Annotated in this window: 10 protein-coding genes; 2 read left to right on the forward strand and 8 right to left on the reverse strand. The window is 62.5% G+C overall.

All coding sequences use genetic code 11. The features are described 5' to 3' along the window. Nucleotides 1-129 precede the first annotated feature (129 nt). On the forward strand, nucleotides 130-1,536 hold the full coding sequence (locus OUY36_RS20380) for an adenosylmethionine--8-amino-7-oxononanoate transaminase (RefSeq protein WP_267931423.1): 1,407 nt from the start codon (nucleotides 130-132) through the stop codon (nucleotides 1,534-1,536). An 86-nt stretch (nucleotides 1,537-1,622) separates the two neighbouring features. Next, entirely contained in the window at nucleotides 1,623-2,339 is a 717-nt protein-coding gene (locus OUY36_RS20385) for a 16S rRNA (uracil(1498)-N(3))-methyltransferase (protein ID WP_156244996.1), read from the forward strand. Nucleotides 2,340-2,352: 13 nt separating this feature from the next. On the opposite strand, the gene OUY36_RS20390 is transcribed toward OUY36_RS20385, so the two are convergent. The 8 genes from OUY36_RS20390 to pilG all read right to left on the reverse strand — a co-directional run bounded on the left by OUY36_RS20390 (nucleotide 2,353) and on the right by pilG (nucleotide 15,505). Next, nucleotides 2,353-2,823 (reverse strand): chemotaxis protein CheW, encoded by a 471-nt coding sequence (locus OUY36_RS20390; protein ID WP_110778840.1) that lies wholly within the window; start codon nucleotides 2,821-2,823, stop codon nucleotides 2,353-2,355. Further along, nucleotides 2,820-3,872, reverse strand: a complete 1,053-nt coding sequence (locus tag OUY36_RS20395; RefSeq protein ID WP_267935788.1) for a chemotaxis protein CheB — start codon at nucleotides 3,870-3,872, stop codon at nucleotides 2,820-2,822. Before OUY36_RS20395 ends, OUY36_RS20390 begins: the two co-directional genes overlap by 4 nt. Continuing rightward, entirely contained in the window at nucleotides 3,865-11,046 is a 7,182-nt protein-coding gene (locus OUY36_RS20400; RefSeq protein WP_267938223.1) for an Hpt domain-containing protein, read from the reverse strand. Before OUY36_RS20400 ends, OUY36_RS20395 begins: the two co-directional genes overlap by 8 nt. Before the next feature lie 11 nt (nucleotides 11,047-11,057). Further along, on the reverse strand, nucleotides 11,058-11,924 hold the full coding sequence (locus OUY36_RS20405; protein ID WP_156244993.1) for a CheR family methyltransferase: 867 nt from the start codon (nucleotides 11,922-11,924) through the stop codon (nucleotides 11,058-11,060). A 61-nt stretch (nucleotides 11,925-11,985) separates the two neighbouring features. After that, entirely contained in the window at nucleotides 11,986-14,034 is a 2,049-nt protein-coding gene (locus tag OUY36_RS20410) for a methyl-accepting chemotaxis protein (protein WP_102838894.1), read from the reverse strand. Nucleotides 14,035-14,110: 76 nt separating this feature from the next. Continuing rightward, entirely contained in the window at nucleotides 14,111-14,647 is a 537-nt protein-coding gene (locus tag OUY36_RS20415; RefSeq protein ID WP_110778835.1) for a chemotaxis protein CheW, read from the reverse strand. 41 nt (nucleotides 14,648-14,688) lie between these two features. Next, nucleotides 14,689-15,054 (reverse strand): twitching motility response regulator PilH, encoded by a 366-nt coding sequence (gene pilH / locus OUY36_RS20420; RefSeq protein WP_003297216.1) that lies wholly within the window; start codon nucleotides 15,052-15,054, stop codon nucleotides 14,689-14,691. A gap of 43 nt (nucleotides 15,055-15,097) precedes the next feature. Further along, a complete protein-coding gene (gene pilG, locus OUY36_RS20425; RefSeq protein WP_003282729.1) occupies nucleotides 15,098-15,505 on the reverse strand; it encodes a twitching motility response regulator PilG in 408 nt (135 codons plus the stop codon). Between the last annotated feature and the right edge of the window lie 167 nt (nucleotides 15,506-15,672).

Raw genomic sequence — 15,672 nt, forward strand, 5'->3', positions numbered from 1 at the left:
AGAAGCCTAGCCGGTTACCTATCGGAATAGAGCGCATTTTTTCGCTTTGAAACATCGAGCAAATCGATAACTGATCGCATCGAGTGTCACTTGCAAGTAGGCTTCGCGACTCACTGCGGAGGACCAACCATGAGCCTGAACGACAGCTGGATGCAACGCGACCTCGCCGTGCTCTGGCATCCCTGCACCCAGATGAAGGACCACGAGCAGTTACCGCTGATTCCCATCCGCCGGGGCGACGGCGTGTGGCTGGAGGATTTCGACGGCAAGCGTTACCTGGACGCGGTGAGTTCCTGGTGGGTCAACGTGTTCGGCCATGCCAACCCGCGCATCAACCAACGCATCAAGGACCAGGTCGACCAGCTCGAGCACGTGATGCTCGCCGGCTTCAGCCACCAGCCGGTGGTGGAACTGTCGGAGCGCCTGGTCGCCCTGACGCCGGCCGGGCTGGATCGCGTGTTCTACACCGACAACGGCTCCACCGGCATCGAGGTGGCGCTGAAGATGAGCTTCCACTACTGGCGCAACAGTGGCCGCGAGCGCAAGCAGCGCTTCGTCACGCTGACCAACAGCTATCACGGCGAAACCGTTGCCGCCATGTCAGTAGGCGACGTCGCGCTCTTCACCGACACCTACAAGCCGCTGCTGCTGGACACCTTCAAGGTGCCGAGCCCGGACTGCTACCTGCGCCCCGAGGGCATGAGCTGGGAAGAGCATTCGCGGCAGATGTTCGCGCACATGGAGCAGACCCTGGCCGAGCATCATCAGGACATCGCCGCGGTCATCGTCGAACCGCTGATCCAAGGCGCCGGCGGCATGCGCATGTATCACCCGGTCTACCTCAAGCTGCTGCGCGAAGCCTGCGACCGCTACGAGGTGCACCTCATCCATGACGAGATCGCCGTCGGCTTCGGTCGCACCGGCACCATGTTCGCCTGCGAGCAGGCCGGCATCACACCGGATTTCCTCTGTCTGTCCAAGGCACTGACCGGCGGCTACCTGCCAATGGCCGCGGTGCTCACCACAGACAAGCTGTACCAGGCGTTCTACGACGACTACTCGACCCTGCGCGCCTTCCTCCATTCGCACACCTACACCGGCAACCCGCTGGCCTGCGCCGCCGCGCTGGCGACGCTGGACATTTTCGCCGAGGACAATGTCATCGAAGCGAACAAGGCCCTGGCCGCGCGCATGGCCAGCGCCACCGCGCACCTGGCCGATCACCCGCACGTGGCCGAGGTGCGCCAGACCGGCATGGCACTGGCCATTGAAATGGTGCAGGACAAGCCCACTCGCGCGGCCTATCCGTGGCAGGAGCGTCGCGGCCTCAAGGTCTATGAGCACGCACTGCAGCGCGGCGCCTTGTTGCGACCGCTCGGTAGCGTGGTGTATTTCCTGCCGCCGTATTGCATTACTGAGGAACAGATTGATTTTCTCGCCACCGTGGCCAGCGAGGGTATCGACATCGCCACGCGCGACAGTGCGCAGGTATCGGTGCCGGCGGGGCCGTATCCGGATTTCCGCGATCCGGGCTGAAATCACGCAAGCGTGCGGCGGTCTGCTGACCGGACCGCCGATGCTTTAGACTTGCAGCCTCATCCACCTCGCCCTGCCGTTGCCCTATGCGCCTATCCCGCTTCTTCGTCGACGCTCCCCTTTCCCTCGGCCAGCATGCACTCCCCGAGGCAGCGGCCCACTACATCGGGCGAGTCCTGCGCCTGTCGACCGGCAGCGCGGTGCAGCTGTTTGATGGCAGCGGCCAGGAGTATCGCGGCGAGCTGACGGAGGTCGGCAAGAAGCGCGTTAGCGTCGAGTTGCACGAACGCCTGGCAGGAATGACGGAATCACCGCTGCAGATACACCTCGGGCAGGGCCTTTCGCGCGGCGAGCGCATGGACTGGGCGATCCAGAAGGCCACCGAACTGGGCGTCAGCGAAATCACGCCGCTGATCAGCGAGCGGTGTGAAGTGCGCCTCAACGATGAGCGGGCCGACAAGCGCCTGGCCCACTGGCGGCAGATCGCCATCAGCGCCTGCGAGCAGTGTGGCCGTTCGGTCCTGCCGATCATCCATTCACCGGTTGCGCTGCGCGACTGGCTGGCCGTCGAGGCCGACCTCAAGCTCGTGCTGCACCCGGTGGCCGAGCCGCTGGCGAGCCATGCCAAGCCGCAAAGCCTGGCGTTTCTGATCGGTCCGGAGGGTGGTCTGAGCCAGAGCGAAGTCGAACAGGCTGCCGGGCAGGGCTTTCTTCCGGCGCGGCTGGGGCCGCGGGTTCTGCGCACCGAAACGGCGCCGGTGGTGGCGCTGAGCGTGGCGCAGCAGCTATGGGGAGACTTCTAGCACCCGGGCGTGCTCAGATCAGCCCGGCATCCGCCAGCTGCTGCTCCAGGCCGACCAGATCGGGAATGCGCGCCTGCATGTCGCCCAGGTCGACAGCGTCCAGCTCCAGCGGGGCAAGCGCCGCATCCGCTCGAGCCAGACTGGTATCCACCTTTATCGAATGCGGAATACCCTGCACCAGCAATGCGATGAACTTGACGTGTTCGCGCCCGCCCACCGCGTTGAGCACAGCTACCCGGGCAGTCTGGCCAACCGCTGGCGGCTGGCCGGTAGACGCTGCCTCGAACGACAGCAGCGGCAGGCTCAGGTCGCGCCACTGCACCTGACCGAGAAACCAGGCCGGCATGCCCTCGGCGGCCTGCGGCGCGCGGTACGGAATCAGCTCGGCCACCGCGACGTTGGGTACCAGCAACATGCGGTCGGCAAGCGGCATCAGCAGCCCGGTGAGGCTTTCCGCGTCCTGAGAAACGACCATCTGACTCATGAGTTATTCCGTAGTAAAGACGTGGTGGTCGTACCGACCTGATTCACCAAATGATTGACCAGCGCCTGGGCCAGTTCGCGAGGATCGCCACTGTAGGAGCTGTAGCCACCCTCGCGAAGATTGTCCGGCATGCTCGAGCAGGCGCAGGAGTCGGCCCGCTGCGTCCAGACCCTGGCGCCCTGGCGCAGGGCATAGGCGGCGGCCGCGCTGCCGTCGCTGCCCATGCCACTGAAGGCGATGACGCCGCAACGTTCGCCGAACTGCTGCGCCAGGTTCAGCATCATCTGATCGATCGACGGGCTATACGGCTCCGGCCAGCAGCGACCGGTCAGCCGCGTGCGGCCGTCGGCCTCGAACCCCAGCTCCTCGCCGATCGGCGCGATGATCACTTCGCCGCAGCGAACCCGCTCGCCCGGACGGACCTGGCGCACCTGCCATTGGCTGTGCCGGCCCACGGCCTGGGACAGCGCCGATTCGAAGCTGGCCTCGATGTGCTGGGCATAGATGAAACCCACCGGCAGCCCGCCCGGCAAAGCGTCGAGAAACGCCTTCACTGCCTCAGGCCCACCAAGCGAGGCAGCCAGCAACCAGACCTGAGCTGCTGGCTCGCCTACATGCAGCGCCGAATCGGCGAGCACCGCCGGCAGCGTCAGTCGCTCGAGCCCCTGCCCGTCGCCCTGCAACACATCCAGGCGTGGTCCCACCGCATGCGACGGATCCCCCACCAGGCGCTTGAGCTTGCTGAACAGGCTGCGCTCCCAGCGCGGGTAGAATTCGGAGTGCCGTTCCGGTGCATGCCCTTCGCCGAACAGCACGCGCGTGGTATCTCGCTCCAGGAGCGCATCCACCAGCGGCGAATCCTCGGTCTGCGCTAGGTCCACCAGCCAAAGATCGGCCTCGGTACCGTCCAGGTCGGCCGGCTCCAGGCGCGCCGGGTCGTTGTTCAGCACGACCTGATAGCCACTGCCGGTCAGCGCCTGCTGCAGCACATGGCGCTGCAGCGAGGTGTCGGCTAGTACCGCTATGCGTGCAGAGAGAACGTCAGACATCGGCGTGAACCAGGCGCTGAATGGCTTCGAGTAGGACAGACTCCTGATACGGCTTACCCAGATACTCGTTGACCCCGATGCCGAGCGCCCGATCGCGGTGTTTTTCGCCTGTACGCGAGGTGATCATGATGATCGGCAGGTCCTTCAGACGCTCGTCGTGACGCACCAGCGTGGCCACCTCGAAACCGTCCATGCGCGGCATTTCGATATCGAGCAGCATGATGTCCGGCTTGCGCTCCTGCAGCTGGGTGATGGCGTCCACTCCGTCCTTGGCGGTCAGCACGTTCATGCCGTTGCGCTCCAGCAGACGGCTGGTCACCTTGCGCACGGTGACCGAGTCGTCGACCACCATGACCAGGGTTGGCCGCTCGCTCTCCGTCTCGACGGGTTCCTGCGGCTGCTGCTCGAGCAGGCGAGGCTGATGCAGTTGAGTGAGCTGATGGGCATGCAGCACGCGAATGGTAGCCAGCAGGTCGAGAATCACCACCACGCGGCCGTCCCCAAGGATGGTCGCGCCGGAGATGCCATGTACACCAGCAAACTGCGGGCCGAGGCTCTTCACCACGATTTCGCGGGAGCCGGCCAGGCTGTCGACCTGCACCGCGACGCTGTGCTCTTTCGAGCGCACCAGGATCACCGGCAGCGGCAGACTCTGTCCGACCAGCTTCGGCTTCTGCCCGTTGTTCAGCAGATCACCGAGGTAGCGCAGTTCGTACGCCTGCCCGGCGTACTCGAAACGCGGTGCATCCGGCTGGTAGTAGGCCTCCAGCTCGTAAGGCGAGACCCGTACGATACCCTCGATGGTATTCAGCGGAATCGCATAGAGATCCTCACCGGAATAGACCATCAGTGCCCGGTTGACCGACACCGTGAATGGCAGGCGAATCAGGAAGCGTGTGCCCTGACCGAGGGTCGATTCGATGCTCATGGAGCCGCCGAGCTGCTTGACCTCCGAGTGCACCACGTCCATGCCGACGCCGCGGCCGGAGATCTGCGTGACGCGCTCGGCGGTGGAGAAGCCGGCTTCGAGAATGAACTGCAGAATCTCATGTTCGGACAGATCGCTACCAGTGGACATCAGGCCGCGCTCGATCGCCTTGCGCCGCACCGCCTCCAGGTTGATACCGCCACCGTCATCCGCCAGGGTCAGCAGGATATCGCCACCTTCACGCGCCAGGTCCAGACGGATCGTGCCCTGCTCGGGCTTGCCGGCGGCCCGGCGCCGCTCGACCGACTCGATGCCGTGGTCGACGGCGTTGCGCAGCATGTGTTCGAGAGGCGCGACGATGCGCTCAAGAACGCTACGATCCATCTCCCCGGTGGCATTGCCGACCATGAACTCGACCTGTTTTCCGAGCTCGCCAGCGACCTGCCGAACGATCCGGCGCAGGCGCGGCACCAGGCGCTCGAAGGGCACCATGCGGGTGCGCATGAGGCCCTCCTGAAGCTCGGTATTGACCCGCGCCTGCTGCAGCAGCAGCGTTTCAGCGTCTCGGTTGCGCGCCGCCAGGGTTTCCTTCAGGTCGAGCAAGTCGGAGGCCGACTCGAACAGCGCACGGGAAAGCTGCTGCAGCTGCGAATGGCGGTCCATCTCCAGCGGATCGAAATCGTCATAGCCAGCACGCTCGGCTTCGGCCTGATAGCGGCTGAGAATCTGCGCCTGGGTTTCCGTGTCCAGACGGCGAAGCTGGTCGCGGACACGCTCGATGGTCGCTTCCATCTCGCCAAGCGTGAACCCGACGTCGCTGACCTGCTGCTCCACCCGGCCACGGAAGATCGAGGTTTCCCCGGCCAGATTGACCAGCCCTTCCAGCAACTCCGCCGGTACCTTCACCAGCTCCTGTGGTGCGCGCCGTGCGGCAGCTTCCTGAGCCGCCTGCTGCGCGCGGCGAATGAACGGCAGCACCTTCGCCGGAGCGGGGCTTGCAGCCGGCTGGACGCTGGCAGCGACAATCGTCTGTAGCAATGCCGCCGGCTGGCCGAGCGGTTGATCAACCTCGACCGGCTCCTCCTGCGGTTGCTCGGCGCCATCGTCCGCTAGGCCGGCGCGCAGCTGCTCGACATCCCTCAGCAGTGCGTCATATCCCTGTTGTACATCGAGAAACAGGCTATCCGGCCAGGGCGCCCCCGACTGCTGAGCCTCGCTCAGGCGCTGTTCCAGATCGTGCGCCAGGTTGCCCAGCGCACCCTGCCCGGCAAGGCGAGCACCGCCCTTGAGGGTATGCAGAACGCGAAGAATGTCCGCCAGCGGTGCAGCATCGTCGCGGCACGCATCCCAGCGACCAAGGGCCGCCTCCATGTCCTCAAGCAGATCATCGGCCTCCTCGACGAAAATATCGAGAATTTCGGCTTCAGCAGTCTGTGGAGCATCCTCTTGCGCGGCCTTCAGCGACACGCTGCTGGGCATACTCAGCTGTTCCGCGGGGCTGTCGCGAAAAGCCTTGATGGTTTCGATCAACCCATCGCCTTTCGGCAACGGTTGATGAGCACGAACGGCCTCGAGCATCTCGGCCAGTCGGTCCTGACAGGCTTGCAGCAGCCCGAACAGCTCGGGGCTGGCCCGATAGCGGCCGGCGCAAAGCCCCTCGTACAGGTATTCAAGTTCGTGCGCCAGGTCACCGACCTCACCGATATCGGCCATCCGCGCACCGCCCTTGAGGGTGTGCAGGTCACGCTGTAGCGCTTCGAGCTCGAAACTGTTGTCGACATCGGTCATCCAGCGCTGCAGGCCGCCAGCAGCACTCTCCAGCAGGTCGAAGCCTTCCTCCAGGAAAATCTCGACCAGTTCCGGATCGCGCTCATTGGCCGGGGTGCTTGCCTCGGTCTCCGCCGGGTCGATAGGGGCGGAACGATCATCGGTTTCAGGCAGGTCCAGCTCGACCTCCTCGACGAACGTCAACGGATCCGGCATCGGTTCAGTGCTAGCTGCATCCTCATCGCTCTGCTCTACCGTAAGCTCATCGAGCTCCGGCAATGGCAGCTCCGCAGCGTCGGAAAGCTCGCCCTGCTCCGGCAGGCCGGACAGCTCATCGGTTGTGCTCGGGCATGCGTCGGGGCCGCGATCGAGATCGCCATTGTCAGGCCGAGCCTCGGATGTCATTTCCTCGACGGGAAAGCTGCCTCCCTGGCGAAAACCCCGCATCGCATCGATCAGCGCCTCGGCACCGCTCATTGGCTGCTGGCGCTGCAGCTGCTCGAGCTGCAGCGCCAGATGGTCGTGACTGCGCTGGAGCAGCGCGGCCAGCTCGGCCGAATGGACGTAACGTCCATCGGATAGCCCTTCGTAAAGCGACTCGAGTTCGTGCGCCAGATCACCTATCGGGCGAATGGCCGCCATCCGGGCGCCACCCTTAAGGGTATGCAAATCGCGCAGCAGCGCCGACAGCGCCATCTGGTTGGACGGATCGGCAAGCCAGCGATCTAGCGCCTGTCCAGCGCTTTCCATCAGGTCCACAGCCTCGTCGAGGAAGATGTCCACCATCTCCGGATCGAAATCTTCCTGCGGTTGTGGCTGCGTCGAATCATCTGCAGGCCAAGCTTCGGCTTCGGCTTCGGCTTCGGCTTCGGCTTCGGCTTCGGCTTCGGCTTCGGCTTCGGCTTCGGCTTCGGCTTCGGCTGGCGAGTCTGTCGGGGCCACCGCCTTTTCTGCATCATCTGTTTCAGCGTCCGGCAGCCGCGCAATGGCCAGCGGATCGACGGCCTCGGCGAGCAGCGCCTCGAGTCGCCCCACCAGCTCGGACTGCTCCGTTACCTGCAAAGCAGCCGCGACCTGATCCATCATGCCGACCAGTGCCTCGTGGCCCTGCTCGACATCGTCGAAGAAGCGCTCACTTACCGCCAGCCGGCCTTCCTCGACAACGGCATACAACCGTAGCAATACCTGGCATAGCGCTTCCATCTGCGGCAACTCGGCCATCTTGGCGCCCTGACCCAACGTCGTCAGCTCTTCCAGCAGTGCTGTCAGCTCCTGTCGCTCGGCGGGGTGATTACGCCAACTGCGCAGCAAATCCTCAGCATCGAGCAGGATATCCATCCCCTCGGACAGGAACAGCGCAATCATGTTGGGATCACGCACTTCGCCTGCATCGTTCTGCTGACGGGCGCCGGCTTCGGCCAGACGCGCCTTGTGCAGCGCATACACCTTTTCCAGGAACTCGGCCGCACCATCGATCGGAGCAAGCGGCTGGTGATCGAGATTGGCCAGGCCCTGGCGCAATAGCAGCTCGGCCTCGTGCAGCAGCTCAGCTTCTGCCAGATCCATGGGGATCAGGTTGGTCTTGAACTCCTTGACCATTTTTTCCAGTGGCATCGCGATTTCCGCAACAGGCAGGATGCCAGCCATATGAGCGCTGCCCTTGAGGGTATGCAACGCGCGCTGCAGGGCGTCGGTCACCGGCTGCGGAAGACGCTGTGCGCAATCGGCCAGAAAACTGACCAGCGTGGTCAGGTGCGACTCTGCTTCGTTACGAAATATCTCCAGCAGCTGCGGATCCAGCGCATCTTGGTGCTGCGTCAGGGCAGCCTGCTGTGGCACCTCATCAGTCGAAGGCGCCTGCTCGTTCGACGGAAGTGACAGCGCGACGGGTTGGCCTTTGGCCAAGGCGTGCGCGGCGGCAGCCAGGCGGTCGACATCATCCCGCTGGCGCTGATTCTTGGCTGCGAACTCCTCAACCAGAGCCGGCATCAGGGCGACGACCTCGTTTACCACATGGCCAACCGAGTCGGAGACTTCGATGCTGCGGTCCAGGACCCGATTGAGCAGGTTTTCCACGGACCAGGCGAGTTCCCCGATAACCAGCGCCCTGACCATCCGACCACTGCCTTTCAGGGTATGGAATGCACGGCGAACTTCGGTCAGCGCATCCTTGTCCTGATTATCACCGAGCCAGCGCGGCAGGTACTCACCGATGGTCTCCAGGACTTCGGCGGCTTCCTCGATGAAGACCTCGAGCAGGTCTTCATCGACCGGCTCCTCATCGGACGGCGGCGGCAGCAAAGTCGGGGGAACGTCCTGCGCAGGTGGGTTGATTGCCGCGACAGGCGCCGCCATGACCTGCTCGATGCTCAGCGGCTGCTCAACTTGGACACTCTCGACAGGCTCGGGCTCGGCATAATCGGGGAGCGCAACCTCGGGCAGATCGAGGTCGGCCATTTGCGCCTCGCTCCACTGCTGCAAAGCGGTTTCGTCGTCGACGGCATCAGGTACATCGTCGGAGATTGCCTCGCCGGCGTCTTCGGGCAGACTGAAAACGATCTGCTCGTCGGCAGGCGTGTCGCCGCCGAGCAAGTCGAAGTCTTCTGACAGGACCGAATCCTGGCCGGATGGCATCGACGGCTCAGCCTGCGACTCGTGACCAACGCCGTCGTCCAACATCGGCTCAAAGGTCTCGTCGAGCGACTCAGGCTCCTCCAACAGTACCTCGATCTCGTCGAGAGTCTCGTCAGGCGTGGCTTCGACCTGCGACAGAGCGGCCATCGGCTGCTGTGTGCGGCCCAGTGAATAACCGAGGTTCTGCAGGCTTTCCTCAGCGACGTCGAGGATCAGGTCTCCCTGAGTACCGCAATCCTCGGTCAGACGCTCCAGGTAGTATTCGACGCTGGTGATCGCATCGGCCAAGGTGTCCAGACTCTGCCAATCAGGCACGGCCTGGCGCGCCAGCAGCTGATCCTGGATATAGCTGTTACAGGCCTGCAACAGTGCCGCGGCACGCTCGAGCGGAATCATTGCCAGGCCACCGCGGACCTGGGTCAGCAGCTCCGGCACCCGCGCCAGATGCTCATGGTTCCACTGCGAAGCAATGAATTCGATGATCGCGTCCTTCGCCTGCTCCAGGCCGTTACGCGCTTCACGAATGACCAACTGATGAATCTGCGCCACATCGGTCGTGGGCAAGTGGCTTTCTTCGCCACGCTCTTCGGCCGGCCCCCCGACCATGCCAGCCAGCGTCGCCTCGACGTACAACAGCGCGCCGGCAATATCCATCAGCACAGCGTCATCCGGCGCGCGCAGCCCCTGGCCGATGGATTGGACCAAGGCGATCTGATCGAGAACGATCTTGCGCGGCTGTGCGAAACCGAGAACGGCCAGCGTGTCGGCGATCTGCTTGAGCGGCACCTCAAGGCTGGCAAGATCGGCGATGACCTTGCGATCGCTGCGCACGAACAGGTCGAGGCTATCCTTGACCCTCACCAATTCTTCGCAAAGGGCCGCGACCACCGAGCGCATTGCACCGCGGTCGGGACCGGCAAGCTGGGCCCGCTCCTGATCGACGACAGCGCTGTCAGGCAGCGCTTCATCCAGACGGTAATGCTGCTTGAGTGCCTGAATGCGAGGCGTCTGCCCCGGCGCCTTGGCAACGTAGAAAAGCAGGTTCTTGATCAGCTCGTCCGGAGCAGCCTGATTGAAACCATCGGCACCCTCCTCAACCAACCGCTTTAGCTGCTTGTCCACCTGGCGCAGCAAGGTGCGGACCGAGGTACCGTTAGTCACGCCGCCGCTGGCCAGCCCCTCGACCATCCCCGAAGCAATCTGCCACAGGGCAGCCAGCGGAGCGTTCTGGCACAAGGTTTCCAGACGGGCAAACACCCGAGCCATGTAACCGAGGTTGGTCGGCAGGTCCTGATTGCGAATGACGCCGACCAGAGCGACCTGCAGCATCTGCCGCAGCTTGCGTAGCAACGCTGGCAGCTCCTGGGTGCGCAAACGCTCCACCGACTCCTGCGAAAGCGCGGGCGTCCGCCCCGACAGATCTGGAGAAAACAGGCTGGTCTCCGACAGCAGTTTCTCGCCACGCGCGGCGCGAAGGTCGTTGAGCAGCGGCAGGACCACCATCGGCAGATCACGGCGCGCGCTCTGGATACGGTCCAGATAGGCCGGCAGCTGCAGGATGGCCTGCATCATGACCTCGAGCGCTTCACCCTGGTTGGCCACCCGCTCTTCCAGCAGGGCCCTTGCCAGCTGCTCCATTTCTTCCGCAAGCAGCGCCGCTCCGAAGAACTCGACCATCTGCAGAGTGCCATGGACCTGATGCACGTAGGTCAGGCAGAAGCGCATCCGAGTCGAGTCCTGCGGATTCTCGACGAACGCCTCCAGCGCCTGACGCGCCTGCTTAAGCGTTTCGGCAATCTCGCCTTTCACCCACTCCAGGGCGACATAATCGTGCCGATCACCCATAGCGACTCCGCTCATAAACTTTTCCGGGTAAAGGCCAGGACCTGATCGTTGGCAACCGGAACCAGATCCGGATGCTGCCAACCGACTATTTCCCCGACCCCAATCACCAGCAATCCCCCCGGCGCCAGGCACTCGGCCAAGCGATTGAGGATCTCTCTGCGGCGCCAGCGGCGGAAATAGATCAACAGGTTCTGACAGAAAATGACGTCCATGCCGGAAAGCGGCGAATTCGCCAGTTCCAGCACATTGAGCCGCGCAAAGCACACTCGCGCGGCCAGGGCAGGGATGACTTGAAAGCGATCGTCGACCGAAGGCTGGAAGTAGCGCTCGCGCAACGCTGGCGTCACCTGTTCCAGCCTGCGGGCGCCGTAGACTGCGGCACGGCACTTGGCTAGCGCATTCAGGCTGATATCGGTTCCCGTTACACCGAAGCCATATCCGGAGTCGCTGTCAGCCAGCAACTGATCCGCGATCATCGCCAGTGAATAGGTTTCCTCTCCGCTTGCACAGCCGACGCTCCAAAGCGCCAAGGGGCGAGCGAGCGAGCCTTCATCCAGCCGGTGTCGCAGGTGACTCTCAAGCAGCGCGAACGAAGCCGGATGGCGGAAGAAGCGCGTCTCCTGCACTGTCAGGCGGTCCATGAGGGTCGACCACTCAACTGCACCGCGAGGGCCGGAAGTGACCTGCCGGTAATAGCTGGCATAGTCGGCCGCCCCGACTTCACGCATACGTGCGCTCAGATTGGTCTGCAGGAAGCTGCGTCTGTGCTCGCTGACGACCATTCCGGAACGCTCCTCGAGGAGCGTCTGCCAGTCATGGAACTCCGCCGGCGACATATCGGCCAAGGGCTCCAGTGCCCAGTCAAACCTTGGCTGCATGCCCTGCCCCTCGCTCGTGATCCTCGGCGGCAGCCATCACTTGACTGCCGCACTCGTCAAGTCAGGCCTGATCCGGCGTATCCGGCAGGGTGAAGCCCGAAACGGAATGGCGCATTTCGTTGGCCATCTTGGCCAGATTACCAATGCTCTTGGCCGTAGCGGTGGTACCCGACGAGGTCTGCGAGGTGATCTCCTGGATCACGTTCATGGTGTTGGAAATATGACCGGCAGACGAAGCCTGCTGACGAGCTGCGTTGGAGATGTTCTGGATAAGCGCCGCGAGGGTCTTGGATACCTTTTCGATCTCCTCCAGTGCCACCCCGGCGTCCTGTGCCAGGCGCGCACCGCGGACCACCTCGGAAGTGGTCTGCTCCATCGAGATGACCGCTTCGTTGGTGTCGGTCTGAATGGTCTTGACCAGCGCTTCGATCTGCTTGGTTGCAGCGGAGGAACGTTCCGCCAGGCGTTGTACTTCGTCCGCAACCACCGCGAAGCCACGCCCCGCGTCACCGGCCATGGAGGCCTGGATCGCCGCGTTGAGTGCAAGGATGTTGGTCTGGTCGGCAATGTCGTTGATCAGGCTTACGATGTCGCCGATCTCTTGGGAAGACTCACCGAGACGTTTGATCCGCTTGGACGTGTCCTGGATCTGCTCACGGATGTTGTCCATGCCGGTAATGGTGTTGTGTACGACCTCGTTGCCCTTGTTGGCGATGGCTACCGAGCGTTCTGCTACCGCGGACGATTCCGCAGCGTTTGCCGATACCTGGTCAATGGAAACGGCCATCTCGTTGATTGCCGCCGACGCACCGGCAATCTCTTGTGCCTGGTGCTCGGACGCTTCGGCAAGATGCATTGCCGTCGCCTGGGTCTCCTGGGCTGCGCCCGATACCTGTACCGCCGTCTGGTTGATGGTTGCTACCAGATCGCGCAGCTGGTCGATGGAATAGTTGATCGAGTCCGCGATTGCGCCAGTGAAGTCTTCGGTTACGGTTGCGGCTACCGTCAAGTCACCGTCAGCAAGGTCACCGATCTCATCGAGCAGTCGCAGAATCGCCGCCTGGTTGCGCTCGTTCTTCTCGGCGGTTTCGCTCAAGCGGCGACGCGTTTCCTGAACCATTACCAAGCCGATCAGGATGATCGATGCCAGCGCAAGCGCACCCAATACGTAACCGATAATGGTGTTCAGATAACGTGCATCAGCACGGTTCTGCAAACCTTGGGAAAGGGCAGAGGTCTTGTCCAGAAGCGTCTGCGAAACCTCGAAGATGCTGTTTGCCGACTCGCGGACCTGGAACAGCTCTGGCGAGGTTTCCAGAATTTCGTCCACGGAACCCGATACGAACTGGAACAGCTCGGAGATCTCCGCAAGACGGTCCAGTGCCTCTTCGTCAGCCACCGCACTGATGCCCATGGCGACGTTGCCTTCGATCATCGCGTTCAGTACGCGACCGAACAGGCTGGCGTCCCGGCCGAACATATCAGCTGCCTGAACCGAGTCCTGATCACCGGAAAGTACCTTGTTCACCGAACCGAGAATACGTTCGGCCAGCAGCGATTGGCGCTGGGCCACCGAGACCTGGGCAGCCGGCGCGCCGCTTTCAAGCAGAATATCGACGACCTCCTCGTACTCTACCTGCAGCTGCGGGATGGTTTCGGCGAGAGTGCTGGCCACCTGATGCAGAGACAGTACCGTCTGCTCGCTGGAAAGGATCGCGTCCGTGTCACGGCGCAGAGTGTTCCAGTCCTGCTCCACCGCATTGACCTCGGCACGCAGCGATTCGGGCACCGCAGGCAGCCCGATGCTTTCGTTACCCTGGGCGAGATACCCCCAACGTCGCTCGAACTCGTTACGAGCCTGCTTCAGGGACGCGAACGCCTCCTGGGTGCCCGTCGCCGCTTCCACGGCATCCTTGGCGATCTGCTGGGACAGTACGCGTAGCTCTCCCGCGTGAGCGATGTACTCGTTGTCATGATCGGCTTGCGTATTGACGTACGCGAAGTTCGCGAACAACAACACGATCGATACGATCAACACGACAAACAGGCCGGTGATCAGCGTATTGCTGCGCACCCCGCTCAACAAAGCACTAGCATTCATCTTGTTCATTATCCGGCCCCCGCCTGGACCCCCGTGCGCTTCCATCCAAGAACCAAAAGGCCGACCTAGGTCGACCCACCTACAACTAATAAGCGACGTCTAGAAACGCCTGATGCGTAGCCAGTGCGTGCGGACTGAAGACCAGCCAGGGTTGCTCGCGCTGGAAGACACCGTGAATGAACGGCTGAATCGACGCCTCGATCGGTGGCAGCTCCTCCGAGAAGGCCTCTACCGGAAAATGCTGCATGCCGAACACTTCGTCGACGGTCAGTCCGGCGAATACTTCCTGATGGTCTACCACCAGCACCCTGCGCTGCTTGCGCAAGGCCGATAGCTCCAGCCCGAAATAGCCACACAGGTCCATCACCGGCAGCAGCCTGCCGCGAACGTTTGCCACACCCTTCACCCAGCTCTTGACGCCTGGCAACAAGGTATATCGCGGCTCATGCAGGATCTCGCTGACCTCGCCCATCGGCGCGACGAACAAGCGTCCACCCATGCGGAAGCCGATCCCTCCCCAGGTCTGTACGGCTTCCTGCTGTGAAGGCAGGCCTGCCGCATGCATGCGGCATTGTCTATCTAGCTCCAGCAGGTGCTGAAACGGCGTTGGCATGTCAGCCATGCTGGCCACGTCCCTTTGTCCGAGTGTTGGCTACCCCGGCGTCAGCCCGCCAGAACGGCATTCAGGGTTTTCAGCAATGTCGCCTCGTCCACTGGCTTGGTCAGGTAATCCTTGGCGCCCTGGCGCTTGCCCCAGACCTTATCGGTTTCCTGATCCTTGGTGGTAACGATGATCACCGGAATGTGACTGGTTTCAGAATCTTTGGTCAGCTGGCGCGTGGCCTGGAATCCGTTCAGCCCGGGCATGACGATATCCATCAGCACGGCATCCGGTTTTTCCTGGCGAGCCAGAGCAACACCATCAGCCCCGTTCTCGGCCTTGAGCACCACATGCCCGTGCTTCTCCAGCATGGCGGTGAGCTTGTACATTTCTGTCGGTGAATCATCAACAATCAGAACGCGAGCCATGATTTCTCCATAGGAAGGCTTCAGCGGCAAACAATGCCGAACTTCAGGATGCTTGTTCCACCGGCGCGAAATCAGGGACGTGCGCCTTGATTGCGCCTAGCAGCTCTTCTTTGCTGAACGGCTTGGTGAGGTATTGATCGGACCCGACGATACGCCCTTTCGCCTTGTCGAAGAGGCCATCTTTGGAAGACAGCATGATCACCGGCGTCGACTTGAAGGAACTGTTGTTCTTGATCAGTGCACAGGTCTGATAACCGTCCAGCCTGGGCATCATAATATCGACGAAGATGATACGAGGATGAGTATCTGCAATCTTGGCGAGCGCATCGAAACCGTCAACAGCGGTGATGACATCGCAACCTACTTTCTTCAGCAGGGTTTCAGCGGTGCGACGAATCGTCTTCGAATCGTCGATCACCATGACCTTCAAGCCCTCGGAGTGCTGTTCCATTTCGCCCTACCATCGCCTCGGTGAGTCGTAGTTTATCGTTATGTCAGTGCGCTGGAGGCCCTGTCATCGATGGGCTGCACCCAATCGCCGGACCTTTTTAGCACACTCCTTCTGGCCATGCTATCAGCCGCAAAAGCATGCCAATTTTCCTTGACCGAGTGCACAAC

Origin of the sequence: Stutzerimonas sp. R40042 (assembly GCF_026642215.1) — a bacterium.
GTDB classification, from domain to species: Bacteria; Pseudomonadota; Gammaproteobacteria; order Pseudomonadales; family Pseudomonadaceae; genus Stutzerimonas; species Stutzerimonas frequens.